Here is a 22,168-nt window from a genome sequence, read left to right as displayed (position 1 = left end):
ACCGCTAAAGCGCTGGTTCGGTGTTGCCTCACACCTGCCCGGCAGATCGTTGAGGCGGAGACACGCACGTTGAACAATCCACGCCCTGTTGTACGTCTGGTGCCGATCACGGCCAACCTTCCCGAACGCAACCCGAAAATTCTCCTGTGCGGCCAGAATCAGCCGACGCTGCTGCGTTGCCTGGACGGCTGGCCGCGTCGCAAGGGACGGGCTTCGGCGTTCCTGATCCAGTTTGCCGAAGATGGCGATTCGCTGGAGCGCTTTGCCAGCGACAGTTTCGACATGGCGGTGATCCAGTCGCCGAGTGCGGAGCGGGCCGAGGCGGTGATTCGGCAGTTGACGCGGGTGGCGCGGCAGGGGCTGATCACCCGGCGGTGAGTCTTTAAGGGATTTGGGTGAGGCCCTTCGCGGATGTATCCGCGAAGTGGGCACCGCGAATCAGGGATAGTCGATCGCCGTGATGTACACCAGTTGCTCGCCCGTCGGGGTCATCACCCGAACCTCGGCATCCAGCGTCTTGCCGATCAGGGCACGGGCCAGGGGTGAGTCGATGCTGATCAGGTTCAGCTTCAGGTCCAGTTCGTCCGGGCCGACGATGCGGTAGCGCGACTCCTTGCCCTCCTCGTTCTCGATGGTGACCCAGGCGCCGAAATAGACCTTGTTCGGATCGCTTGGGCGTTCGCCGACCACCTTGAGGTTTTCCAGGCGCTTGGTCAGGAAGCGCACGCGGCTGTCGATCTCGCGCAGCATTTTCTTGCCATAGGTGTATTCGGCGTTTTCCGAACGATCGCCCTGGGCGGCCGCCTCGCTGACCGCTTGCGTGACCTGCGGCCGGCGCACGTGCCACAGTTCATGCAGTTCGGCGCGCATGCGGGCCTCGCCCTCGGGGGTGATCAGGGCGGTGCCGGCGGTGCGGGGAGGGCGATAACGGCTCATCGTCATTCCATTGGACAAACAGGGCGCGAGTCTATCAGCCCTCGCGCAGCACTGTCAGCGGGCTGGCATTCAGCGCCCGACGGGTGCCGAAGACGCCGGCACCGCCGATCATCAGGGCGCCGATCAGCGGCAGCAGCAACAGCCAGGGATGCGGGTGCCAGGGCAGGTCGAAGGCGAACCGGTACAGCACCAGGCTCACCAGTTCCGCGCCGAGCGCGGCGAGCAGGCCACTGGCGGCACCGAGCAGGCCGAATTCGATTCTCCGCGCCTTGACCAGCAACCGCCGTTGCGCACCCAGCGCCCGCACCAGGGCCCCCTGGCGAATGCGTTCGTCCAGGGTTGCCTGCAGGCCGGAGAACAGCACCGCCATGCCCGCCGCCAGGACGAACAGCAGTACGTATTCCACCGCGATGGTGACCTGCGCGAGGATGCTGCGCAGCTGTTCGAGCAGGGCCTCGACCTGCAGGATGGTCGCCGCCGGGAAGGCCCGGGACAGCTCGACGATGTCCTTGTCGTGACCGGGCGCCAGATAGAAGCTGGTCAGGTAGGTGGCCGGCAGGTCCTGCAAGGTGCCGGGCTGGAAGATCATGAAGAAGTTCGGCTGGAAGTTGTCCCAGTTGATGCTGCGCAGGCTGCTGACGCGCGCCTCCCGCTGGCTGCCACCGACGCTGAACACCAGGTGGTCGCCCAGCTTGATCTTCAGGCTGGTGGCCACCTTGGCCTCCACCGACACCTCGGGAATGTCGCTGCCGGGCAGGTTCGACCACCAGTTGCCGGCAGTCAGGCTATTGCCCGCCGGCAGGTCGGCGGCCCAGGTCAGGCTGAGGTCGCGCTGGATCGCCCGGTCGCCGGCGGTGTCCTTGCTGACGATGTCCTGCACCGGCTCGCCGTTGATGCTGATCAGGCGCCCCGGCACCACCGGGTAGATCGGTGCCGACTGCGCCGACAGCCTGATCAGGTGGTCGCGGAAACCGTCCTTGTCCGCGGGCAGGATGTTCAGCGCGAAGTAGTTCGGTGCGTTCTTCGGCAACTGGTTCTGCCAGGTGTCCAGCAGTTCGCCGCGCAGCAGCGCGATCAGGGCCATGGACAGCAGGATCAGGCCGAAGGCCAGGGATTGCCCGGCGGCGGCCAGTGGATGGCGCAGCAACTGGCCCAGACCCAGGCGCCAGGGCAGTGAGGCCTGGGCCAGCAGCCGGCGCAGGCTCTGCAAGCCGAGCAGCATCAGGCCGCCGAGCAACAGGGCGGCGATCACGCCGCCACCGAGCAGGGCGAAGGTCAGTACCAGGTCCAGGCTCAGGCGCCACATGATCAGGCCGAGGGCCAGCAGCGCGGTGCCATAGACCATCCAGGTGCTGGCGGGAATCGGCAGCAGGTCGCGGCGCAGTACCCGCAGCGGTGGCACCCGGCCCAGCGCCGCCAGCGGCGGCAGGGCGAAGCCGGCCAGGGCCACCAGGCCGGTACCGATGCCGGCCAGTGCCGGTGTCAGGCCGCCGGGTGGCACATCGGCGGGCAGCAGGTTGTGCAGCAACTGGAACAGGCCCAGTTGGGCCAGCCAGCCGAGCAGGGCGCCGCTGATGCTGGCGAGCAGGCCGAGGATCGCCAGTTGCAGGCTGAACAGGGTCATGGTTTCCCGGCGCGACAGCCCCAGGCAGCGTAACAGCGCACTGGCATCGAAGCGGCGGGCGGCGAAACGGCTGGCGCTGAGCGCCACCGCCACGCCGGACAGCAGCACCGCGACCAGGCTCGCCATGTTCAGGTAGCGCTCGGCCTTGCCCAGGGCGCCGCCGATCTGCTGGTTGCCGTCGCGGGCGTCGAGCAGCCGCTGGTTGGCCGCCAGCCCCGGCTTGAGCAGGTCGCGATAGGTCGCCAGGGCGCTGGCCGGACCCCGCCAGAGCTCGCGGAAATTGACCCGGCTGCCGGGTTGCACGACACCGGTGGCTTCCAGGTCCGCCAGGTTGATCAGCACCCGCGGGGTCAGGCTGTAGAAATTGGCGGCACGGTCCGGTTCGTAGGTGAGCACCCGGGCGATACGGACGGTCTTCATGCCGACGTCGATGCTGTCGCCGATCTTCAGATTCAGGGCGGTCATCAGTCGCGCCTCGACCCAGGCTTCACCAGGGGTTGGGCCGCCGCCGGCGGTTTCGGCGCCGAAGGGCTCGGCGGCGCTCCTGAGCTCGCCACGCAGGGGGTAGTGCTCGTCCGCCGCCTTGATGCTCGAGAGCTGGATGCCATTGTCGGTGGCGATCACGCTGGAGAACTCGACCACCCGGGCATGCTCGAGACCGAGCTCGCGGCCACTCTGGACCTGCTCCGGACGAGCCTTGGAGGTACCGTCGAGCACCAGGTCGGCGGCGAGGAATTCGGTGGCACGCAGCATCATCGCGCCGTTCAGGCGGGCACCGAAATAACCGATCGCGGTACTGGCCGCCACGGCGACCAGCAGGGCGAAAAACAGCACCCGCAACTCGCCGGCGCGGGCATCGCGCTGCAGTTGGCGGGTGGCGAGACTGAACAGGCGCAACAGCGGCAGGCGTGCCATCAAGGCTCCAGGGGCGCGACCAGCTGGCCGGCATCAAGGCGGATCAGGCGCCGGCAGCGATGTGCCAGGCGTTCGTCATGGGTCACCAGCACCAGGGTGGTGCCGCGCTCCTTGTTCAGTTCGAACAGCAGGTCGCTGATGCGTTCGCCGGTGTGGCTGTCGAGGTTGCCGGTGGGCTCGTCGGCGAACAGGACGTCCGGCTCGGCGGCAAAGGCCCGGGCGATGGCCACCCGCTGCTGTTCGCCGCCGGACAACTGCCGTGGCGAGTGGGTCAGCCGCTTGCCCAGGCCGACCCGTTCCAGCAGGCCGCGGGCGCGTTCCCGGGCGTCGCTGCGGCCGTCCAGCTCCAGTGGCAGCATGACGTTTTCCAGGGCATTGAGGCTGTCGAGCAGTTGGAAACTCTGGAACACGAAGCCGACATGCTCGGCGCGGATACGCGCGCGCTGATCTTCGTCGAGGCTGCTCAGGGCGCGTCCGGCCAGGGTCACTTCGCCACCGCTGGGCAGGTCGAGGCCGGCCAGCAGGCCGAGCAGGGTGGATTTGCCGGAGCCGGACGCGCCGACGATGGCCAGGCTGTCACCCTTGTTCAGGTGCAGGGAAAGAGGGTGCAGGATGGTCAGTTCGCCTTCCGTGCTGGAAACCACTTTGCTAAGGTTCTGCGCGGTGAGAATGCTTTCGCCCATGGAGAATCCGATGCGAGTTTGGTTTTTGAGTGCCGGCCTGGCGCTGATGTGCATGGCTCAGAATGCGGCGGCGGGCACGGTCCTGATCGTTGGCGATAGTATCAGCGCGGCTTTCGGCCTGGATACCCGTGTCGGCTGGGTCGCCCTGCTGGAAAAGCGGCTCAGGGACGAGGGTTTCAAGGACAAGGTGGTCAATGCCTCCATCAGCGGCGACACCAGTGCAGGCGGCCAGGCGCGGCTGCCGGCGCTGCTTGCGCAGCACAAGCCGGAGCTGGTGATCATCGAGTTGGGTGGCAACGATGGCCTGCGTGGGCAGCTTCCTACGCAATTGAAACAAAATCTTGCATCGATGATCGACAACTCCCGGGCCAGCGGGGCCAAGGTGCTGTTGCTCGGCATGCAGTTGCCACCCAATTACGGTGCCCGCTACACCCAGGCGTTCGCCGAGGTCTACCCGGCCCTGGCCGAAGAGAAAAACGTCGCGCTGGTGCCGTTTTTTCTCGAGGGCGTGGGCGGCCATCCGGAGCTGATGCAGGCCGACGGGATCCACCCGGGGCCCGCTGGTCAGGACAAGTTGCTCAATAACGTCTGGCCGACCCTGAAACCGCTGCTTTGAGCTTTTTTACCGGCGGTTTTTCGGCTAATGTGGCGCCCCCCTGTCAGGAGCCCCCGATGCAGCGTCCCGCCTGGTCCCTATTTGCCTACCAACTGATCGAGCCCGACGAGCAGCTGGATCTGTTCGCCTGCCAGGAAGTGCGGGTGCATCTGGTCACGCGTCAGCTGGAACTGGGTGGCTCCGCCGATCGCACGCTCTGTGGCAGCCTGCTGCCGGCGCAGCCGCGCTGGTCGGGGGTGGACAAGTCGATTTTCCGCGACCAGCGCCTGTGCCCGTTCTGCCGGGCGATTCTCGAGTCCCAGAAACGCGGTACGCCACCGATCTGGCCGGAATTGCGTTTCGAACTGTAAAACCTGCCTGTCTGCCAGCTGAAGCGCCGCCAATGTCCTGCCGGGCGGCTGGCGGCAGGTGTACAATCGAACTTTATTTCTCCGATGATCATGCGAAGGATTTCCCGGATGCTGTCGCGCTTTCCTGCCGTCACCCGTTGCCTGTCCATTGCCGCCCTGTGTGCGGCGGGTCCCGTTTCCGCGCTGGAATTGCCGTTGCCGCCGCCGGGCGAGGATATCGTCGGCCAGGTCCAGGTGATCAAGGCCAAGTATGAAGATACCTTTGCCGACCTCGGTACCACCTACGACCTGGGCTACTCGGAGATGGTCGCGGCCAACCCGGGGGTCGACGCCTGGTTGCCGGGTGCGGGTACCGATATCGTCCTGCCGACCCGCTTCATCCTGCCGCCGGGGCCCCGTGAAGGCATCGTGATCAACCTGGCCGAATATCGCCTGTACTACTTCCCCAAGGGACGCAACGTGGTCTACACCTTCCCGCTGGGTATCGGGCGTGAAGGCTGGGGCTCGCCGATCGCCCACACTACCATCACCGCCAAGACACCGAACCCGACCTGGACGCCGCCGGCCTCGATCAAGGCCGAACATGCCGCCAACGGCGATCCGCTGCCCAACGTGGTGCCGGCCGGTCCGGACAATCCGCTGGGCCCGTTCAAGTTCACCCTGGGCACGCCGGGCTACCTGATTCACGGTTCGAACATGAAGTTCGGTATCGGTACCCGTACCAGTCACGGCTGCTTCCGCATGTTCAACAACAACGTGCTGGAGATGGCCGGCATGGTGCCGGTCGGCACCTCGGTGCGGATCATCAACGAGGCCTACAAGTTCGGTGTCAGTGGCGGCAAGGTCTACCTGGAGGCGCACACGCCGCTGGACGACAATGGCAACCCGTCGGTGGTCGACAAGCACACCGCGGTGATCAACGCCCTGCTCAAGCGTGACGACCTGGCGAAGAACCTGCGGGTGAACTGGGACCAGGTGCGCGACGTGGTCGCGGCCGAAGATGGTCTGCCGACCGAAATCGCTGTGCCGGGCGCGGCGCCGGTGGTCTCGAGCGCACCGATCGACCTTCAGCAGTAACGGCTTCGAACGACCCGCCTGGGGCCTTGCGCGCCAGGCGGGTTTTTCATGCCCGCCCATAAAGCGGGCGGGCATAAAAAAGCCGACCCAAGGATGGATCGGCTTGATAACAGCCCCGAAGGACTATTACTTGCGGCTTGCTTTTTCCAGCATGCGCAGAGCGCGCTCGTTCGCTTCGTCAGCAGTCTGTTGTGCTTTTTGAGCAGCAGCCAGAGCTTCATCAGCTTTGCGGTAGGCTTCGTCAGCACGAGCCTGAGCACGAGCAGCTGCGTCTTCGGTAGCAGTCAGACGAGCTTCGGTTTCTTTCGATGCGCTGCTGCAACCGGTAGCCAGTACAGCGGCCAGGGCCAGAGCCGAGAATTTCAGAACGTTGTTCATCGTGTTCCCCTTCAAGGACTTTCTATTAATGACCATAACCCCAGAGTGAGGAAATAGCCGGCGTACATACTACCCATTACTTGTAGTAAGTAAACTGACGTAACGCAAGAAGCAAAAAAAATTCTTGGTACAGAATGTTTTTCAGCTAACTTTGCCTGGCACTGTATAAAAAACATACAGTGGTAAAGCCCGTTCCGAGCGCTTTATGCGATCTTCAGTCGGCCCGTCATGCAACAGGTGGCAAGTGTCCGGTTGTATCCAGGCCTCGTTCTGACCGCAACGGGTAACTCTTGTTCCCTACCGTCCACGTGGCGGGGAGTATCTTTTGCTAGTTGGAAAGTGACTTTAACCGGGAGTGTGCGTCATACAACATGACATTCCGGCAATTTTCAGCCCATGTTCAGCTTCTCGCCCGCCAGGGAGTGTTGGCCCGTGCCATGATCCGAACGGTGCCGGGCGACGTGACGAGCGTGTCTTGAGCATTTTTGCCAAGGGTGCCTACTATTTGATACGTGCTCGTTTTTTTCAGGGAGCGGTCGGCTGTTCTCGTTGTCCAAACAGGCACGGGGTGGCGTAGAGGTTCCTTCGCCGGAAAAACATCGGTAAGGTAGGGTCGAATACCAAGACCCGCGAGGAGTAGTGATGAGCGAGGCGTTGTCCATCCACCATGACCAGGCTGGTCATCAGTTCGAGACCAATGTGGACGGTCATCGTGCCTACCTGACCTATATGGACCTGGGTAAGCAGACCCTGGATATCTACCGCACCTTCGTGCCCAACGCGTTGCGTGGCCGAGGCATTGCAGCGGCGCTGACCGAGCAGGCGCTGGAGTACGCTGAACGCATGGGGTACACCGTCATCCCTTCCTGCTCCTATGTGGAACGCTACATGGAACGGCATCAGCGGCACGCCGCTAAGACCTGATCCCATCGAACAGACATGAAAACGCCGGGCATTGCCCGGCGTCTTTGTTTCTGCGCAATCGCTGTGCGATCAGCCGCGGGCCCGCTTGGGCAGTACGTCCTTGAGCTTGGCGTGCATGCTGCGCAAGGTCTTCTCGGTGCTGTCCCAGTCGATGCAGGCGTCGGTGATCGACACGCCGTACTGCAGGTCGGCGAGGTCCTTCGGAATTGCCTGGCAGCCCCAGTTCAGGTGGCTTTCGACCATCAGGCCGATGATCGACTGGTTGCCTTCGAGGATCTGGTTGGCGACGTTCTCCATTACCAGCGGTTGCAGCGCCGGGTCCTTGTTGGAGTTGGCGTGGCTGCAATCGACCATGATGTTGTTCTTGATCCCGGCCTTGCTCAACGCCTGCTCGCAGAGCGCAACGCTCACCGAGTCATAGTTGGGCTTGCCGTTGCCGCCGCGCAGCACCACGTGACCGTAGGCGTTGCCCTTGGTGGTGACGATCGACACGCCGCCTTCCTGGTTGATGCCGAGGAAGCGGTGCGGCTTGGAGACCGACTGCAGGGCGTTGATCGCCACGGTCAGGCCGCCATCGGTACCGTTCTTGAAGCCGACCGCCGAGGACAGGCCGGAAGCCATTTCGCGGTGGGTCTGGGATTCGGTGGTACGGGCACCGATGGCCGACCAGCTGATCAGGTCCTGCAGGTACTGCGGCGAGATCGGGTCGAGCGCTTCGGTGGCGGTGGGCAGGCCCATTTCGGCCAGGTCCAGCAGCAGTTGGCGACCGATGTGCAGGCCATCCTGGATCTTGAACGAGTCATCCAGGTACGGGTCGTTGATCAGGCCTTTCCAGCCGACCGTGGTCCGCGGCTTCTCGAAGTACACGCGCATCACCAGGTACAGGCTGTCGGAGACTTCGGCAGCGAGCACCTTGAGGCGTTCGGCATATTCGTGGGCAGCCTTGATGTCGTGGATCGAGCAGGGCCCGATGACGACGAACAGGCGATGGTCCTTGCCATCGAGAATGTTGCGAATCACCTCGCGGCCCCGGGTCACGGTGCGCAGGGCAGCCTCGCTCAGGGGAATGTCACGCTTGAGCTGATCAGGCGTGATCAGCGTCTCGTTGGAGGCGACGTTAAGGTCGTTGATCGGTAAATCAGCCATCGTGTTACTCGTCAGGTCACGGGTGCCGTCGCCAGCCCCGCGCGGCGGAGCACAGCGATATGAGCGTGTCGGGGAGCCGAACCTTAGCGCGTTAGGCCGTAACCGGGCAATGGGCAAAGGCCGGATTAATCGAGCAGGGCCCGGGTAAAGGGTCGTTCGAGGCTGGCATGGGAGAAATCGCCGGCATGCCGTTGCACCCATTCGCGGGCAATCGCCTCGATGCTCTGCGGCCCGGCGTCGAGTTGCTGGCGGGCGCGCCGGTAGCGTTCGATCTGGCAGATCTGCTCGCCCATGCGCGCGCCGAACAGGGTCTGCTCGTCGACGAAGGCGATGCCCACCAGAAATACATGCTTGCGTTTCAGGCACCAGGCCACGTAGCCGGAGTAACATGCGCTGTCGCCCAGGCTCGGGATACGCATCTCCAGGGCCGAGCCATGCCGCCAGGCCCGTGGCGAGTGGCAGGCGATGCCGCCGAGGCTGAGGCAGTGCAGGCGGTGCCTCGAGATGCACGAGTGTTCGAGCAAGGTCAGTTTCACTGGAACGTCTACGGGATGAGGTAGAAAGCGCACCATGACAAACGACTCCGTGTGCCGGTCACCGGAAAAACCTTTCCCCAGTATAGTGAAGGGGGTCGAGTTGTCCGATTTTGATGCGGACCGCCAACTGCTCGACCTGCCGGGGGTTTCATTGCTGATCTTCACCAGTGCCGGTTGCGCGTCCTGCCGTTTCGCCCGCCAGGCACTGCCGGGGCTGGGGTTGCCGGTCGACCGCCTGTGCTGGATCGATGCCGGTGACAATGGCGGCTTGGTCCAGCGCTACGAGGTCTTTCACCTGCCGGCGCTGTTCGTGGTCCGGGACGGTCGGTTCCAGGGGGCACTGCGTGCTCCCCTGGCCCTGCGTGAGCTGAGCGAGGGACTGCGGCAGGCCCTGGGGCGTGTCCCCGAGGAGTTGCCATGAACCAGGCAGCGTCGCCGGGCATCGGTGGTTTCTACGGGGGCATGCTGGCACCTGCCGGCTGCGAAATGCCCAGGACGCAGACACTGCTCCAGACCTTGAGGTTTCTCGAATCACGACAGCTTTGCATAAAGGAGCAGCCATGACAGTTTCAACGAACAGGCCGCGTATCGGCATCATCGGTACCGGGGCGATCGGCGGGTTCTACGGGGTGATGCTGGCGCGTGCCGGTTTCGACGTGCACTTTCTACTGCGCAGCGAGTTTTCCGCCGTGGCTGAAAACGGGTTGCGGATCGACAGTGCTGTCCACGGCCAGCTACACCTGAACCCGGTGCAGGCCTATGCTTCGGCCGAAGACCTGCCGCCCTGCGACTGGCTGCTGGTGGGGGCCAAGGCCACCGCCAATGCCGAACTCGCTCCGCTGATCGCCAAGGTCGCAGCGCCCGGCGCCCGGGTGCTGTTGTTGCAGAATGGCCTGGGTGTCGAGGAACAGTTGCGTCCGTTGCTGCCCGACTCGCTGCACCTGCTCGGTGGGCTGTGCTTCATCTGCGTGCATCGCACCGGTCCGGGGGCGGTGGTGCATCAGGCGCTGGGCTCGGTGAACCTCGGTTATCACAGTGGCCCGTTGTTCGATGACGAGGGCGCCCGCCAGGCGCTGGTCGAGGAGGGCGCCGCGCTGTTCCGCCTGGCCGGTATCGAATCCCGGGCCATGGCCAACCTGGAGCAGGCGCGCTGGCAGAAGCTGGTATGGAACGTGCCGTACAACGGCCTGTCGGTGCTGCTGCGGGCCAGCACCACGCCGCTGATGAGCGATGCCAGCAGCCGCGAACTGGTGCAGGCACTCATGGCGGAGGTGGTGCAGGGCGCGCAGGCCTGTGGGCATGTCTTGCCGGCCGGCTACGCCGAGCACCTGTTCAAGGTCACGGAAAAGATGCCGGACTATTGGCCAAGCATGTACCACGACTTTATCCACAGGCGCGCGCTGGAACTGGAGGCGATCTACGTCCGTCCGCTGGCTGCCGCCCTTGAGGCCGGTTGTGACTTGCCGAAGATCCGCGCCCTGTATCAGGCTCTGGATTTCATCGACGTGCACAACCGCTGAGACCATCGGGAGAACATCATGGCAAACAGCCTTGGCGGCAAGTTGGTACTGGCGATTTCCTCGCGGGCGCTGTTCGACCTCAGTGAAAGCCATCAGGTCTATCTGAGCCAGGGGGTGGAGGCCTATCGCAAGTATCAGATCGAACACGAGGAGGAGATTCTCGAGCCGGGTGAGGCGTTTCCCCTGGTGCAGAAGCTTCTGAGCCTCAATGCCAGCCTGGGGCGTTCGCGGGTCGAAGTGGTGCTGGTGTCGCGCAACAGTGCCGACACCGGCCTGCGGGTGTTCAACTCGATCCAGCATTACGGCCTGGATATTTCCCGAGCGGCGTTTGCCGGCGGACGTACTCCCTATCCCTATCTGGCGGCTTTTGGCTGTCATCTGTTTCTGTCGACCCACGCTGAAGACGTGCGCAGCGCCCTGGAGGCCGGATTTGCCGCGGCGACCATCCTGGCCGGTGGTGCCCGCCGGGCGGCCAGCGCCGAGTTGCGCATCGCCTTCGACGGCGATGCGGTGCTGTTTTCCGATGAGTCGGAGCGGATCTACCAGCTCGGCGGGCTGGCGGCCTTCCAGGCCGCCGAGCGCCAGTCGGCCCGCGAGCCGCTGCGTGGCGGGCCTTTCAAGGGCTTCCTGGCGGCGCTCAACCTGCTGCAGCGCGAGTTCGCCGACGAGGCCTGTCCGATCCGCACCGCGTTGGTCACCGCCCGCTCGGCGCCAGCCCACGAACGGGTGATCCGCACCTTGCGCGAATGGGACATTCGCCTCGACGAGTCGCTGTTCCTCGGTGGCCTGGACAAGTCGGCGTTCCTCGAGGCCTTTGCCGCGGATGTGTTTTTCGACGACCAGACCGGGCACTGCGAAAGAGCCCGCGAAGTGGTCGCCACCGGCCATGTTCCCCACGGCATCAGCAACGAACCCCAGGCTACGGATTAGCCCGACCAGCAGGGCGCCGAACTGTCCGGTGCGCTGCTAAGCTCAATCCATCTCCGCCATTCTGGCAATCGAGGAGGTCCCATGATTCGTTCGATGCTGTATGCCACCGACCTCGGCCTGTATGCGCCTTACGTCATGCAGCATGCGCTGGGTCTGGCTCGAACGTTCAAGGCCGACTTGCATGTGGTGCACGCGGTCGAACCCATGGGGTTGTTTGCGGAGTCGGTGTTGCAGAGCTATCTGGACGAGCAGGCATTGAACGAATTGCACAGCCAGGGTCTTAACACCGTGATGGCCAATATCGAGCAACGGGTATTGGACAGCTTTCGCGAGGAGTTGGGGGAAGGGCAGCAGGACCTGGCGATGATCCAGTCGGTCCAGGTGCTCCAGGGGGATCCTTCGCAGGTCATTCTCACCCACGCGCAACGGCTGGCAGTCGATCTGTTGATTGTCGGAAGTCACAGCCATGGCACCGGTGCGCAGGCACACTTGGGCCGCACCGCAGCGCGGGTCCTGCAGTTGTCGCGGGTGCCGGTGTACCTCGTGCCGCTGTTGCAGCGCCGTCGGCATGACGACAACTGAGGCGAAATTCGGCGGATCGATAAAAAGTTCTAGATTTATTCTTCAAACCTTTCATATAGTTATATATCGCCGCTGCTGCCTGTGGCGTCTACCTGCTTTGAGGGATACATATGAAGCTCCAACAACTGCGCTACATCTGGGAAGTGGCGCACCACGACCTCAACGTTTCCGCGACGGCGCAAAGTCTCTACACCTCACAGCCAGGTATCAGCAAGCAGATCCGCCTGCTCGAAGACGAGCTGGGCGTGGAAGTCTTTGCACGCAGTGGCAAGCACCTGACCCGCGTCACCCCGGCCGGCGAGCGCATCATCAACACCGCCGGCGAGATCCTGCGCAAGGTCGAAAGCATCAAGCAGATCGCCCAGGAGTTCTCCAACGAAAAGAAAGGCACCCTGTCGATCGCCACCACCCACACCCAGGCGCGTTATGCCCTGCCGCCGGTGATCAGCAACTTCATCAAGCAGTACCCGGATGTCGCGCTGCACATGCACCAGGGCTCGCCGATGCAGATCGCCGAGATGGCCGCCGACGGTACCGTCGATTTCGCCATTGCCACCGAGGCGCTGGAGCTGTTCGGTGACCTGGTGATGATGCCCTGCTATCGCTGGAACCGTTGTGTGGTGGTGCCTCAGGGGCACCCGCTGACCAAGCTGCCGAAGCTGACCCTGGAAACCCTGGCCGAGTACCCGATCGTCACCTACGTATTCGGTTTCACCGGACGCTCCAAGCTGGACGAAGCCTTCAGCCATCGCGGCCTGACGCCGAAAGTGGTGTTCACCGCCGCCGACGCCGACGTGATCAAGACCTATGTCCGCCTGGGCCTGGGGGTGGGGATCGTGGCGAAGATGGCAGTCGATACGGTGCTCGACAAGGATCTGGTGGTACTCGACGCCAGCGAGCTGTTCGAGTCCAGCATCACCAAGATCGGCTTCCGCCGCGGGACCTTCCTGCGTGGTTTCATGTGCGACTTCATCGAGAAGTTCGCGCCGCACCTGACCCGCGAAGTGATGGCCAAGGCCATCCAGTGCCACAACAAGCAGGAACTGGAAGAGCTGTTCGAGGGTGTCGAACTGCCGGTGCACTGATCACTGCTTGCCATGCGAGCGGACGCGGAACGTGCTTTGGCGGCATTCCCAGGCAGCGCATGGGAATGATCCGCGCCGGCTGACCTTCTCGATAGCAAGCATGAAAAAGCCCCGACTGGTTCGGGGCTTTTTCATGGCAAACGTTCAGGCTCAGTGATCGATCGTTCCCACGCTCCGCGCGGGAATGCCGCCCATGGCGCTCCGCGTCCGGGGGTCAGCCTTTGCTGATCAGGTTGCCGGCGTGCAGGCCGCACTCCTTCTGCGTGGCCTCCTCCCACCACCAGCGGCCCTCGCGCTCGTGCTGGTTCGGCAGTACCGGGCGGGTGCAGGGTTCGCAGCCGATACTGATGAAGCCGCGTTCATGCAGGCTGTTGTAGGGCAGCTCGAGCATGCGGATGTAACCCCAGACTTCTTCGCTGGTCATCTGCGCCAGCGGATTGAACTTGTACAGGGTACGTTCCGGGGTCGAGAAGGCGCTGTCGATTTCCAGCACCGCCACCTGGCTGCGGGTTCCAGGGCTCTGGTCGCGACGCTGGCCGGTGGCCCAGGCGTTCACGCCGGACAGCTTGCGCCGCAGCGGCTCGATCTTGCGGATGCCGCAGCATTCGCCATGACCGTCCTTGTAGAAGCTGAACAGGCCCTTTTCCTTGACGAAGGGCTCAAGCCGGGTGTGATCCGGCGAAATCAGCTCGATATCGATCTTGTAGAACTCGCGAACCTGGTCGATGAACCGATAGGTTTCCGGGTGCAGACGGCCGGTATCGAGGCTGAACACCTTGACGTTCTTGTTCAGCTTCCAGGCCATGTCCACCAGGACCACGTCCTCGGCGCCGCTGAAGGATATCCACAGGTCGTCGCCAAACTGGGAGAAGGCCAGCTTGAGAATGTCCTGGGGGGATTTTGTGGCGTATGTCGCGGCGAGTTCGGCGACGTCGAACGGTTGACTCATCAGGCGGTTCCTACAGTCGTTGGCGCTTTGCGCTCATATAGGGGGCAATAGTAACAAAATCCGGCCTGTGGGAGATTCCAGGCTGGTGGGCAAGCCGGCTCCAGCGCGCGTGATGGCATCTAGAGTGTCTGCAAGGTATCGAGCAGAACTTTCACCTTGGTAATGGATTCCTGGTATTCGGCCTGCCAGTCGGAGTCGGCGACGATCCCTCCGCCGCCCCAGCAACTGATCTGGCCGTCCTTGACCAGCAGGCTGCGGATGGCAATCGAGCTGTCCATCTCGCCGCGTACGTCCAGGTACAGCAGTGAGCCGCAGTACAGCGCGCGGCGCGTCGGTTCGAGTTCGTCGATGATCTGCATGGCGCGGATCTTCGGTGCGCCAGTGATCGAGCCGCCCGGGAAGCTGCCGGCGATCAGGTCGAGGGCGTCGCGGCCGGCGGCCAGTTCGCCGGTCACGCTGCTGACCAGGTGATGCACGTTCGGGTAGCTCTCCAGGCTGAACAGCTCCGGCACCCGCACGCTGCCGATCCGACAGGTACGGCCGAGGTCGTTGCGCAGCAGGTCGACGATCATCAGGTTTTCCGCACGGTCCTTGGTGCTGGCCAGCAACTGCGCGGCGTTGGCTGCGTCTTCGGCGGCATCCCGGCCCCGTGGGCGGGTGCCCTTGATCGGCCGAGTCTCCACCTGGCCGGCGCTGACCCGGATGAAGCGCTCCGGCGACAGGCTCAGCACCGCGCCGTTGTCCGGCAGGCTCTGGAAACCGGAGAACGGTGTCGGACAGGCGGCCCGCAAGGCCAGGTAGGCCGCCCACGGGTCACCCTGGCAGCTCGCACGGAAACGCTGGGCGAAGTTGACCTGGTAGCAGTCGCCGGCCTGGATGTACTGCTGGATACGCTCGAAGGCCTGGCGATAGGACTCGGCGTCGAGATCGGCGGCCATCGGTGCGTTCAGCCGGAAGCTGGCGGTCTCGGTGGGCGCTGGCTGGCTGAACAGTTGCACCAGGCGCTCGCGCTCCTCCTCTGCGACGGTGGGGTGGAATACCAGCTGGCTGGTGGCCTGCTGGTGATCGCTGATCAGTGCCCAGGCGTACAGGCCGAAGCGCGCGTCGGGCAGTTGCAGATCGTTCCGGGCCTGGCTGGGCAGGGCTTCCAGGTGGCGGCCGAAGTCGTAGCTCAGGTAGCCGATCAGGCCGCCGGCGAATGGCAGCTCGACGGTGGCGGGCAACTCGGCTCGTCCCAGGCGTGCCAGCGTGCCGCGCAGGCGCACGAGGAAATCCTCGCCCCGTTCATCCGGCAGCACGCTCAACTGCTCCAGTGGCCAGGCGCTGAGCAGGTCATAGCGCCCGCGCTCGGCGGCCGGCCGGCCGCTGTCGAGCAGCACCGCGCCGGGGGCGTGGCGAATGGCCGCGAAATAACCGGCGGGGTCGGGGGAATAGGGTAGCGGGTATACGGAGCAGGTCTGCATGCGGGGCGAATCAGCCTTGAGGGCGGGGAGGGCGATTGTAGTCTCCTGTAGGAAATGCTCCTAGAGGGATGTGGTGATGGTTATATCCATGAGCCGGAATTCAGGGTGTGCGTGGGTAGGGCGTTATTGATGCTGTGCCGGTGGGGGTCGGATTTATCTGAGCCCTGTAGGAGCGCGGCTTGCCCGCGAAAGCGTCCTTGAGACCGCCAAAAGCTTCGCGGCGGTTCGGCGCCCCGACAAGCCACGCTCCTACAGGGCAAATCTGCTCCTGCTCGTCAGACATTCCTTGGGGCCACATGGCCGAACAGCTGCTGTACGAAGCGTACCCGCTCCTCCGCGGTTTCGCTGAGGCCGGCCACTGCCAGTTCTTCCAGGTGGGCTTCCACCGCCTGGGCCCGGGTGGTCAGGCCGCAGTCGTTGGCGATCTGGATGTTCAGCCCGGGGCGGGCGTTGAGTTCGAGAATCAGCGGACCCTTGTCCTGGTCCAGGACCATGTCCACGCCGATATAACCCAGGCCGCACAATTCGTAGCAGCCGGCGGCCAGCTTCATGAAACCGTCCCAGTTGGGCAGTTGCACACCGTCCACCGCATTGGTGGTATCGGGGTGCTTGCGGATGATGTTGTTCAGCCAGGTGCCGCGCAGGGTCAGGCCGGTCGCCAGGTCGACACCGACACCGATGGCGCCCTGGTGCAGGTTGGCCTTGCCGCTGGACTGGCGGGTCGGCAGGCGCAGCATGGCCATCACCGGATAGCCCATCAGCACGATGATGCGGATGTCCGGCACGCCTTCGTAACTGATGCTTTTGAAGATCTGGTCGGGGGTCACCCGGTATTCGATCAGGGCACGGTCGCGGTGGCCACCCAGGGAGTACAGCCCGGTGAGGATGCTGGACACCTGGTGCTCGATTTCCTCATGGCTGATGATCCGCCCGGAAATGGTCCGGTAACGTCCCTCGAAGCGATCGGCGATCACCAGGATGCCATCGCCGCCGGCACCCTGGGCCGGCTTGATGACGAAATCGCTGCGCCCACCGATGATCTCGCCGAGCTTGTCGATGTCCTTTTCGGTGGAGATCACCCCGTACATTTCCGGCACGTGAATGCCGGCGGCGATCGCCCGTTCCTTGGTGATGATCTTGTCATCGACGATCGGATACAGGCTGCGCTTGTTGTACTTGAGCACATAGTCGGCGTTACGCCGGTTGATCCCCATGATGCCCTTGGCTTCCAGGGCCTTCCAGGTTTTCCACAGGCCGAACATCAGGCGTCTTCCTTGAGAAAGGCCTTGAAGCGCACCAGTTCGGTCAGGCGGTAGCCGCGATAGCGCCCCATGGCCAGCATGAAGCCCACCAGGATCAGCAGGACCGCCGGGAAGGTGAAGACGAAGTACACCAGCTCCGGCACGCTCATGATCAGGTGCGCCAGCGAGGCGGCGAACAGGGTACCGATCGCGACCTTCATCGCATGGCCGCCGCCGCGCTCTTCCCAGGTGATGGACAGGCGCTCGATGGTCATGGTCAGGATCACCATCGGGAACAGCGCCACCGACAGGCCGCGCTCCAGGCCGAGCTTGTGGCTGAGCAGGCTGATGGCGGCGATCAGCACCACGACGAAGGTCAGTACCACCGACAGCCGCGGCAGCATCTGCAGCTTCAGGTGTTCCAGGTAGGAGCGCAGTGACAGGCCGAGGGCGGTGATGATGGTGAACAGCACGATACCGAAGCCCAACTGCGTCTCGCGAAACGCCAGGGCGATCAGCACCGGGGTGAAGGTGCCGAGGGTCTGCAGGCCGATCAGGTTGCGCAGGATCAGGATCACCAGCACGCCGATCGGGATCATCACCATGATCATGAAGGTCTGCTGGGTCTGCAGCGGCAGGCCGTAGAGCGAGTATTCGAGGAAGTTGGCGTCGGAATTCTCGTCGGTCAGCTTGGCCAGGCGGATGGCGTTCATCTCGCTGTTGTTCAGGCTGAAGTTGACGCTGGCCTTCTTGCCGCCCTCGACGGTGATCAGGTTGTCGTCGCCGGTCCACCAGACCAGGCGGTCCTCGGGCAGGCCCTGTTCGCCGGTATCCGGGTTGAAGTACAGCCAGTCGTTGCCGTTGAAGCTGCGCAGCCAGAGTTCCGGGGTCTGCGGCTGGTCGGCCACCAGGCGGATGGTGTGGACCTTCTCCAGCGGCACGTGGGCGATCGACAGCAGCAACTCGATGATCTGCGCCTTGTGCGGGGTCGACGGATCGCCGGCCAGCAGCAGCTTGACGTTGTCGTCATTGAGATTGTTGACGCGCTTGATGGTTTCGCTGATGAAGGTCTCGACATCGGCCGAATGTTGACGGATCGGCGCCATCAGTGCTTCGGCGGCGATTTTTTCCGGGCCCTCGATGGCCATGCTGTCACGGAAGGTCGGGCCCTTGACCTTGGGTTTTTCGCCGGTGTAGCGCTTGGTCAGCACCAGGCGGTAGTAGAGCGTCTGCTTGCCGCTGACCCGGCGGGCCGACCAGGTGACCTTGCGGTTGCCATCGGTGCGGTTGACGCTGACCCCGTAATTGTTGGAGATGAAACTCTCGTTGAGGCTCACGTAGTCGCGGCTCAGCGGCGGCACGAACATCTGGATCTTCACCGGGTCCTTGCTGGCGGCGACGAACTCGACCTTGGCGTCGATGTTCCACAGGTCGTCGGTGGCATCTTCGGTGACCGGAATCCCCAGCACGAAAATCTGATAGGCCGTGACCGAAATCCCCAGTACCACCAGGACAGCGATCAGGACTTTCAGATGGAGGGTAAGAGAACGCATGCGAATTACTCGGCGGTTAGAGCGTCGGCGGTGCAGGCGGGTTTGCCGGCAGCGTATTTAAGGCTGGGGTCTACCAGCGCATCGAAGCGCTTGAGCGCCTCGGAGCCAATCAGAAGCGGGTATTGGAAAGCGCTTCGGTCGGTCAAGTTCACTTCAATGGTGCGCAAGGCGCTGCCCATGCAGACATTCAGGGTGATCACCGGGCGGGCAGTATAGGCCTTGTCCTCATCCGGGTCGTAGTCGCCGGAGCGGCGCTTGATCTTGCTGACCCGGGCCAGCGGCTGTTCGATGGGGTGCGAGTGGGCGGTGTCGATGGCCAGGTAGAAGCGTACCCAGCTCTCGCCGTTGCGTTTGAAGCGTTTGATGTCACGGGCGCTGAGGGAGGCGGTCTTGGCGCCGGTATCGAGCTTGGCCGCGACTTCCAGGTCGATACCGCCCAGGGTCGCGTACTCGTTCAGCCCGTACACGGTCTTTTCGGCCGCGCTGCCGAGGCCCGGCAGGCAGAGAAGGAACAAAAGCAGTAGAGGGTAGGGCTTGAGTCTCATAAGTCCTGGCGCGTATTCAAGGTGACTGGCAATACCGCGCAAGCTTCCTCGTGCGTCTGTCGGATGAAGATGACAGGCATGGCATCGTCAGATGCGCGCGGCATTCTAACATGCTGGTTTTATGGCGCCAGCGCCGGGGCGGCTGTCCTTGTCACGCTCCGGTATTTTTCAGGGCTCTTAGACTATTGTCGACAATATCGATTAATTCTTTGACTGTGACAGCCTGATTGGCTAGTTTTACCGTCATCGATTTTAAAGGTGTCGACAATATGCTGGAGAATCTGGAGCCGCTGCCGACTCCCCAGGAGGATTCGGAAACCCTGTCCGAGAACGTCTTCCGGCGTATCCAGGCCGCTATCGTCAAGGGCGAGATCGCCCCCGGCAGCAAGATCTCCGAGCCGGAACTGGCCCGCACCTACGGCATCAGCCGTGGCCCGTTGCGGGAGGCCATCCATCGCCTGGAAGGGCAGCGCCTGCTGGTGCGGGTGCCCCATGTCGGGGCGCGGGTGGTTTCGCTCAGCCATGCCGAACTGATCGAACTCTACGAAATCCGCGAATCCCTCGAAGGCATGGCCTGCCGCCTCGCCGCCGAGCGCATGACCCGTGAAGAGATCGAGGAACTGCGCCAGGTGCTGCACACCCACGAACGTGATGCGGCGTTCCAGGCGGGTGTCGGCTATTACCAGCAGGAAGGCGACTTCGACTTCCACTACCGGATCATCCAGGGCGCCGGCAACCGGACCCTGACCCAGATGCTCTGCGGCGAGCTCTATCAGCTCGTGCGCATGTACCGCATCCAGTTTTCCGCGACACCCAACCGGCCACGCCAGGCCTTTGCCGAGCACCATCGGATTCTCGATGCCATCGCCGATCGCGACGGCGAACTGGCCGAACTGTTGATGCGCCGTCACATCGGCGCCTCGAAACGCAATATTGCGCGTCACTACCAGGACGGCGCGAAACCGACAGCCACTCCACGAGGTGAGTCATGAGTCAGGGTTCCAACAAAAACACGCCCGGTCAGCGTTTCCGCGATGCGGTCGCCAGCGAACATCCACTGCAGGTGGTCGGCACGATCAACGCCAACCACGCCCTGCTGGCCAAGCGCGCCGGTTTCAAGGCGATCTACCTGTCGGGTGGCGGGGTTGCCGCCGGCTCCCTCGGCCTGCCTGACCTGGGGATCAGCGGCCTGGACGACGTGCTGACCGACGTGCGGCGCATCACCGATGTCTGCGACCTGCCGCTGTTGGTGGATGTCGACACCGGTTTCGGCTCCTCGGCGTTCAACGTCGCGCGTACCGTGCGCTCGATGAGCAAGTTCGGCGCGGCGGCGATCCATATCGAGGACCAGGTCGGCGCCAAGCGCTGCGGTCACCGGCCGAACAAGGAAATCGTGTCCCAGCAGGAAATGGTCGACCGTATCAAGGCGGCCGTCGATGCCCGTATCGACGACAGCTTCGTGATCATGGCGCGTACCGATGCGCTGGCGGTGGAAGGCCTGGAGGCCGCCCTGGAACGCGCAGCCGCCTGCATCGAGGCGGGTGCCGACATGATTTTCCCGGAAGCCATCACCGAGCTCGAGATGTACAAGCTGTTCGCCAACCGGGTGAAGGCGCCCATCCTGGCCAATATCACCGAGTTCGGTGCGACACCGCTGTACACCACCGAGCAACTGGCGTCCGTCGATGTATCGCTGGTGCTGTATCCGCTGTCGGCGTTCCGCGCCATGAACAAGGCGGCGGAAAACGTCTACACCGCGATTCGTCGCGATGGCACCCAGCAGAGCGTGATCGATACCATGCAGACCCGCATGGAGCTTTACGATCGTATCGACTACCACGCCTTCGAGCAGAAGCTCGATGCGCTGTTCGCCCAGAAGAAGGGCTGAAGCATTCCCTCTGTTGCCAGGTTCCCGACAAAATCAAGAATTGGAGAAGACAATGGCTGAAGCAAAAGTACTGAGTGGCGCCGGCCTGCGTGGCCAGGTTGCCGGACAAACTGCCCTGTCCACCGTGGGCCAGGCCGGTGCCGGCCTGACCTATCGCGGTTATGACGTGCGCGAGCTGGCGGCCGAGGCGCGCTTCGAGGAAGTCGCCTACCTGCTGCTGTACGGTGAACTGCCCAACGCCACCCAGCTGGCGGCCTACATGGGCAAGCTGCGCACCCTGCGCGACCTGCCCCAGGCACTGAAAGAGGTGCTCGAGCGCATTCCGGCCGACGCCCACCCGATGGACGTGATGCGTACCGGCTGTTCCTTCCTGGGCAACATCGAGCCCGAAGGCGATTTCTCCCGCCAGCATGAAGCCACCGACCGCCTGCTGGCGGCCTTCCCGGCGATCATGTGCTACTGGTATCGCTTCAGTTATGAAGGCAAGCGTATCGACTGCATGACCGACGAGGAGTCCCTGGGCGGACATTTCCTGCACCTGCTGCACGGCAAGGCGCCGAGCGAGCTGCATCGCAAGGTGATGGACGTGTCGCTGATCCTCTACGCGGAGCACGAATTCAACGCCTCGACCTTTACCGCGCGGGTCTGTGCCTCGACCCTGTCCGATCTGTTCTCCTGCGTCACCGCGGCCATCGGTTCGCTGCGCGGCCCGTTGCACGGCGGCGCCAACGAGGCGGCGATGGAAATGATCGAACGCTATGCCTCGGCCCAGGAGGCCATCGAAGGTACCCTCGGCATGCTGGCGCGCAAGGACAAGATCATGGGCTTCGGCCACGCGATCTACAAGGACAGCGACCCGCGCAACGAGGTGATCAAGGGCTGGTCCAGGCAACTCGCCGATGAGGTGGGCGATACCGTGCTGTTCCCGGTATCCGAGGCGATCGACAAGACCATGTGGGAGCAGAAAAAACTGTTCCCCAACGCCGACTTCTACCATGCCTCGGCGTATCACTTCATGGGCATCCCGACCAAGCTGTTCACACCGATCTTCGTCTGCTCGCGCCTGACCGGCTGGGCGGCGCACGTGTTCGAACAGCGTGCCAACAACCGCATCATCCGTCCGAGTGCCGAGTACACCGGCGTCGAGCAGCGCAAGTTCGTGCCAATCGAGCGTCGCTGACCGAAGAACGCACGACCTGGGGCGGCCCCTTTCCTGTAGGAGCCGGG

The 22,168-nt window shown here is 63.6% G+C and carries 24 protein-coding genes; 13 read left to right on the top strand and 11 right to left on the bottom strand.

Going from position 1 to position 22,168, the window contains the following annotated elements; translation table 11 throughout:
* The first annotated feature begins 69 nt into the window (after positions 1-69).
* Complete coding sequence (locus PF66_RS14305; protein ID WP_054060667.1) at positions 70-378, top strand: hypothetical protein; 309 nt, start codon at positions 70-72, stop codon at positions 376-378.
* A gap of 60 nt (positions 379-438) precedes the next feature.
* On the opposite strand, the gene greB is transcribed toward PF66_RS14305, so the two are convergent.
* The 3 genes from greB to PF66_RS14290 are packed head-to-tail and all read right to left on the bottom strand — an operon-like array spanning position 439 to position 4,158.
* Entirely contained in the window at positions 439-936 is a 498-nt protein-coding gene (gene greB / locus PF66_RS14300; RefSeq protein ID WP_054060666.1) for a transcription elongation factor GreB, read from the bottom strand.
* Between the two features lie 34 nt (positions 937-970).
* Entirely contained in the window at positions 971-3,475 is a 2,505-nt protein-coding gene (locus PF66_RS14295; RefSeq protein ID WP_054063048.1) for an ABC transporter permease, read from the bottom strand.
* Positions 3,475-4,158, bottom strand: coding sequence for an ABC transporter ATP-binding protein (locus PF66_RS14290; RefSeq protein WP_054063047.1), 684 nt, complete (start codon positions 4,156-4,158; stop codon positions 3,475-3,477). The genes PF66_RS14295 and PF66_RS14290 overlap by 1 nt, the downstream gene beginning before the upstream one ends.
* A 10-nt stretch (positions 4,159-4,168) precedes the next feature.
* Here PF66_RS14290 and PF66_RS14285 point away from each other — a divergent pair, with 10 nt between their 5' ends.
* From PF66_RS14285 to PF66_RS14275, 3 genes are all read left to right on the top strand, one after another.
* On the top strand, positions 4,169-4,774 hold the full coding sequence (locus tag PF66_RS14285; protein WP_054060743.1) for an arylesterase: 606 nt from the start codon (positions 4,169-4,171) through the stop codon (positions 4,772-4,774).
* Positions 4,775-4,830: 56 nt separating this feature from the next.
* Entirely contained in the window at positions 4,831-5,124 is a 294-nt protein-coding gene (locus PF66_RS14280) for a hypothetical protein (protein ID WP_054060742.1), read from the top strand.
* A 108-nt stretch (positions 5,125-5,232) separates the two neighbouring features.
* The gene (locus tag PF66_RS14275; RefSeq protein ID WP_054060741.1) at positions 5,233-6,201 is read left to right on the top strand and encodes a L,D-transpeptidase family protein; all 969 of its coding nucleotides are present in this window, start codon (positions 5,233-5,235) and stop codon (positions 6,199-6,201) included.
* 126 nt (positions 6,202-6,327) lie between these two features.
* On the opposite strand, the gene oprI is transcribed toward PF66_RS14275, so the two are convergent.
* Complete coding sequence (gene oprI, locus PF66_RS32055; protein WP_011335311.1) at positions 6,328-6,579, bottom strand: outer membrane lipoprotei OprI; 252 nt, start codon at positions 6,577-6,579, stop codon at positions 6,328-6,330.
* A 642-nt stretch (positions 6,580-7,221) separates the two neighbouring features.
* On the opposite strand from oprI, the gene PF66_RS14265 reads away from it, so the two are divergent.
* Complete coding sequence (locus PF66_RS14265) at positions 7,222-7,503, top strand: GNAT family N-acetyltransferase (RefSeq protein ID WP_010448985.1); 282 nt, start codon at positions 7,222-7,224, stop codon at positions 7,501-7,503.
* Between the two features lie 69 nt (positions 7,504-7,572).
* On the opposite strand, the gene PF66_RS14260 is transcribed toward PF66_RS14265, so the two are convergent.
* Both PF66_RS14260 and PF66_RS14255 read right to left on the bottom strand, forming a co-directional pair.
* Positions 7,573-8,649: a 3-deoxy-7-phosphoheptulonate synthase gene (locus tag PF66_RS14260; RefSeq protein ID WP_054060740.1), complete on the bottom strand. Its 1,077-nt coding sequence runs from the start codon at positions 8,647-8,649 to the stop codon at positions 7,573-7,575.
* Positions 8,650-8,774: 125 nt separating this feature from the next.
* Positions 8,775-9,221: a PilZ domain-containing protein gene (locus PF66_RS14255; protein WP_054060739.1), complete on the bottom strand. Its 447-nt coding sequence runs from the start codon at positions 9,219-9,221 to the stop codon at positions 8,775-8,777.
* On the opposite strand from PF66_RS14255, the gene PF66_RS14250 reads away from it, so the two are divergent.
* The 5 genes from PF66_RS14250 to cysB all read left to right on the top strand — a co-directional run bounded on the left by PF66_RS14250 (position 9,220) and on the right by cysB (position 13,302).
* Positions 9,220-9,606, top strand: a complete 387-nt coding sequence (locus PF66_RS14250) for a thioredoxin family protein (protein ID WP_054060738.1) — start codon at positions 9,220-9,222, stop codon at positions 9,604-9,606. The two genes, PF66_RS14255 and PF66_RS14250, sit on opposite strands and share 2 nt — an antisense overlap.
* 139 nt (positions 9,607-9,745) lie before the next feature.
* On the top strand, positions 9,746-10,705 hold the full coding sequence (locus tag PF66_RS14245; RefSeq protein ID WP_054060737.1) for a putative 2-dehydropantoate 2-reductase: 960 nt from the start codon (positions 9,746-9,748) through the stop codon (positions 10,703-10,705).
* A gap of 18 nt (positions 10,706-10,723) precedes the next feature.
* Positions 10,724-11,635 carry a 5'-nucleotidase gene (locus PF66_RS14240; RefSeq protein ID WP_054063046.1) on the top strand — a complete coding sequence of 304 codons (912 nt, stop codon included), beginning with the start codon at positions 10,724-10,726 and terminating at the stop codon, positions 11,633-11,635.
* An 81-nt stretch (positions 11,636-11,716) separates the two neighbouring features.
* A complete protein-coding gene (locus PF66_RS14235) occupies positions 11,717-12,217 on the top strand; it encodes a universal stress protein (protein WP_054063045.1) in 501 nt (166 codons plus the stop codon).
* Positions 12,218-12,327: 110 nt separating this feature from the next.
* Entirely contained in the window at positions 12,328-13,302 is a 975-nt protein-coding gene (gene cysB / locus PF66_RS14230; protein WP_054056775.1) for an HTH-type transcriptional regulator CysB, read from the top strand.
* Positions 13,303-13,516: 214 nt separating this feature from the next.
* Here cysB and PF66_RS14225 read toward each other — a convergent pair whose 3' ends face one another.
* The 5 genes from PF66_RS14225 to PF66_RS14205 form a co-directional block, all read right to left on the bottom strand.
* Positions 13,517-14,251 carry a phosphoadenylyl-sulfate reductase gene (locus PF66_RS14225; RefSeq protein WP_054056774.1) on the bottom strand — a complete coding sequence of 245 codons (735 nt, stop codon included), beginning with the start codon at positions 14,249-14,251 and terminating at the stop codon, positions 13,517-13,519.
* A 119-nt stretch (positions 14,252-14,370) separates the two neighbouring features.
* Positions 14,371-15,714, bottom strand: a complete 1,344-nt coding sequence (gene pabB / locus PF66_RS14220; protein ID WP_054056773.1) for an aminodeoxychorismate synthase component I — start codon at positions 15,712-15,714, stop codon at positions 14,371-14,373.
* A 275-nt stretch (positions 15,715-15,989) separates the two neighbouring features.
* Complete coding sequence (locus PF66_RS14215) at positions 15,990-16,976, bottom strand: alpha-L-glutamate ligase-like protein (protein WP_054056772.1); 987 nt, start codon at positions 16,974-16,976, stop codon at positions 15,990-15,992.
* Positions 16,976-18,508, bottom strand: a complete 1,533-nt coding sequence (locus PF66_RS14210) for an inactive transglutaminase family protein (protein WP_054063044.1) — start codon at positions 18,506-18,508, stop codon at positions 16,976-16,978. The genes PF66_RS14215 and PF66_RS14210 overlap by 1 nt, the downstream gene beginning before the upstream one ends.
* Before the next feature lie 5 nt (positions 18,509-18,513).
* Positions 18,514-19,053, bottom strand: coding sequence for an ATP-dependent zinc protease family protein (locus PF66_RS14205; protein WP_054056770.1), 540 nt, complete (start codon positions 19,051-19,053; stop codon positions 18,514-18,516).
* A gap of 269 nt (positions 19,054-19,322) precedes the next feature.
* On the opposite strand from PF66_RS14205, the gene PF66_RS14200 reads away from it, so the two are divergent.
* Genes PF66_RS14200 through prpC form a run of 3 tightly spaced genes read left to right on the top strand, consistent with a single transcriptional unit; the run spans position 19,323 to position 22,121 of the window.
* Positions 19,323-20,045, top strand: a complete 723-nt coding sequence (locus PF66_RS14200) for a GntR family transcriptional regulator (protein ID WP_054056769.1) — start codon at positions 19,323-19,325, stop codon at positions 20,043-20,045.
* Positions 20,042-20,941 (top strand): methylisocitrate lyase, encoded by a 900-nt coding sequence (gene prpB / locus PF66_RS14195; protein ID WP_054056768.1) that lies wholly within the window; start codon positions 20,042-20,044, stop codon positions 20,939-20,941. The genes PF66_RS14200 and prpB overlap by 4 nt, the downstream gene beginning before the upstream one ends.
* A gap of 52 nt (positions 20,942-20,993) precedes the next feature.
* Entirely contained in the window at positions 20,994-22,121 is a 1,128-nt protein-coding gene (gene prpC / locus PF66_RS14190) for a bifunctional 2-methylcitrate synthase/citrate synthase (protein ID WP_054063043.1), read from the top strand.
* The last annotated feature ends 47 nt before the right edge of the window (positions 22,122-22,168 follow it).

The organism is Pseudomonas asplenii (assembly GCF_001293465.1).
In the GTDB taxonomy this organism is placed as follows: Bacteria; Pseudomonadota; Gammaproteobacteria; order Pseudomonadales; family Pseudomonadaceae; genus Aquipseudomonas; species Aquipseudomonas fuscovaginae_B.
This window is presented reverse-complemented; position numbering and strand designations above follow the sequence as displayed.

Bases quoted from the DNA above. Each gene is read 5' to 3' on its own strand.
- prpB (WP_054056768.1), top strand. From the start codon at position 20,042: ATGAGTCAGGGTTCCAACAAAAACACGCCCGGTCAGCGTTTCCGCGAT.
- PF66_RS14250 (WP_054060738.1), top strand. From the start codon at position 9,220: ATGACAAACGACTCCGTGTGCCGGTCACCGGAAAAACCTTTCCCCAGT.
- PF66_RS14255 (WP_054060739.1), bottom strand. From the start codon at position 9,221: ATGGTGCGCTTTCTACCTCATCCCGTAGACGTTCCAGTGAAACTGACC.
- PF66_RS14235 (WP_054063045.1), top strand. From the start codon at position 11,717: ATGATTCGTTCGATGCTGTATGCCACCGACCTCGGCCTGTATGCGCCT.
- PF66_RS14240 (WP_054063046.1), top strand. From the start codon at position 10,724: ATGGCAAACAGCCTTGGCGGCAAGTTGGTACTGGCGATTTCCTCGCGG.
- PF66_RS14210 (WP_054063044.1), bottom strand. From the start codon at position 18,508: ATGCGTTCTCTTACCCTCCATCTGAAAGTCCTGATCGCTGTCCTGGTG.
- PF66_RS14260 (WP_054060740.1), bottom strand. From the start codon at position 8,649: ATGGCTGATTTACCGATCAACGACCTTAACGTCGCCTCCAACGAGACG.
- oprI (WP_011335311.1), bottom strand. From the start codon at position 6,579: ATGAACAACGTTCTGAAATTCTCGGCTCTGGCCCTGGCCGCTGTACTG.
- PF66_RS14290 (WP_054063047.1), bottom strand. From the start codon at position 4,158: ATGGGCGAAAGCATTCTCACCGCGCAGAACCTTAGCAAAGTGGTTTCC.
- PF66_RS14245 (WP_054060737.1), top strand. From the start codon at position 9,746: ATGACAGTTTCAACGAACAGGCCGCGTATCGGCATCATCGGTACCGGG.
- greB (WP_054060666.1), bottom strand. From the start codon at position 936: ATGAGCCGTTATCGCCCTCCCCGCACCGCCGGCACCGCCCTGATCACC.
- pabB (WP_054056773.1), bottom strand. From the start codon at position 15,714: ATGCAGACCTGCTCCGTATACCCGCTACCCTATTCCCCCGACCCCGCC.
- PF66_RS14280 (WP_054060742.1), top strand. From the start codon at position 4,831: ATGCAGCGTCCCGCCTGGTCCCTATTTGCCTACCAACTGATCGAGCCC.
- prpC (WP_054063043.1), top strand. From the start codon at position 20,994: ATGGCTGAAGCAAAAGTACTGAGTGGCGCCGGCCTGCGTGGCCAGGTT.
- cysB (WP_054056775.1), top strand. From the start codon at position 12,328: ATGAAGCTCCAACAACTGCGCTACATCTGGGAAGTGGCGCACCACGAC.
- PF66_RS14285 (WP_054060743.1), top strand. From the start codon at position 4,169: ATGCGAGTTTGGTTTTTGAGTGCCGGCCTGGCGCTGATGTGCATGGCT.
- PF66_RS14265 (WP_010448985.1), top strand. From the start codon at position 7,222: ATGAGCGAGGCGTTGTCCATCCACCATGACCAGGCTGGTCATCAGTTC.
- PF66_RS14225 (WP_054056774.1), bottom strand. From the start codon at position 14,251: ATGAGTCAACCGTTCGACGTCGCCGAACTCGCCGCGACATACGCCACA.
- PF66_RS14200 (WP_054056769.1), top strand. From the start codon at position 19,323: ATGCTGGAGAATCTGGAGCCGCTGCCGACTCCCCAGGAGGATTCGGAA.
- PF66_RS14205 (WP_054056770.1), bottom strand. From the start codon at position 19,053: ATGAGACTCAAGCCCTACCCTCTACTGCTTTTGTTCCTTCTCTGCCTG.
- PF66_RS14275 (WP_054060741.1), top strand. From the start codon at position 5,233: ATGCTGTCGCGCTTTCCTGCCGTCACCCGTTGCCTGTCCATTGCCGCC.
- PF66_RS14295 (WP_054063048.1), bottom strand. From the start codon at position 3,475: ATGGCACGCCTGCCGCTGTTGCGCCTGTTCAGTCTCGCCACCCGCCAA.
- PF66_RS14215 (WP_054056772.1), bottom strand. From the start codon at position 16,976: ATGTTCGGCCTGTGGAAAACCTGGAAGGCCCTGGAAGCCAAGGGCATC.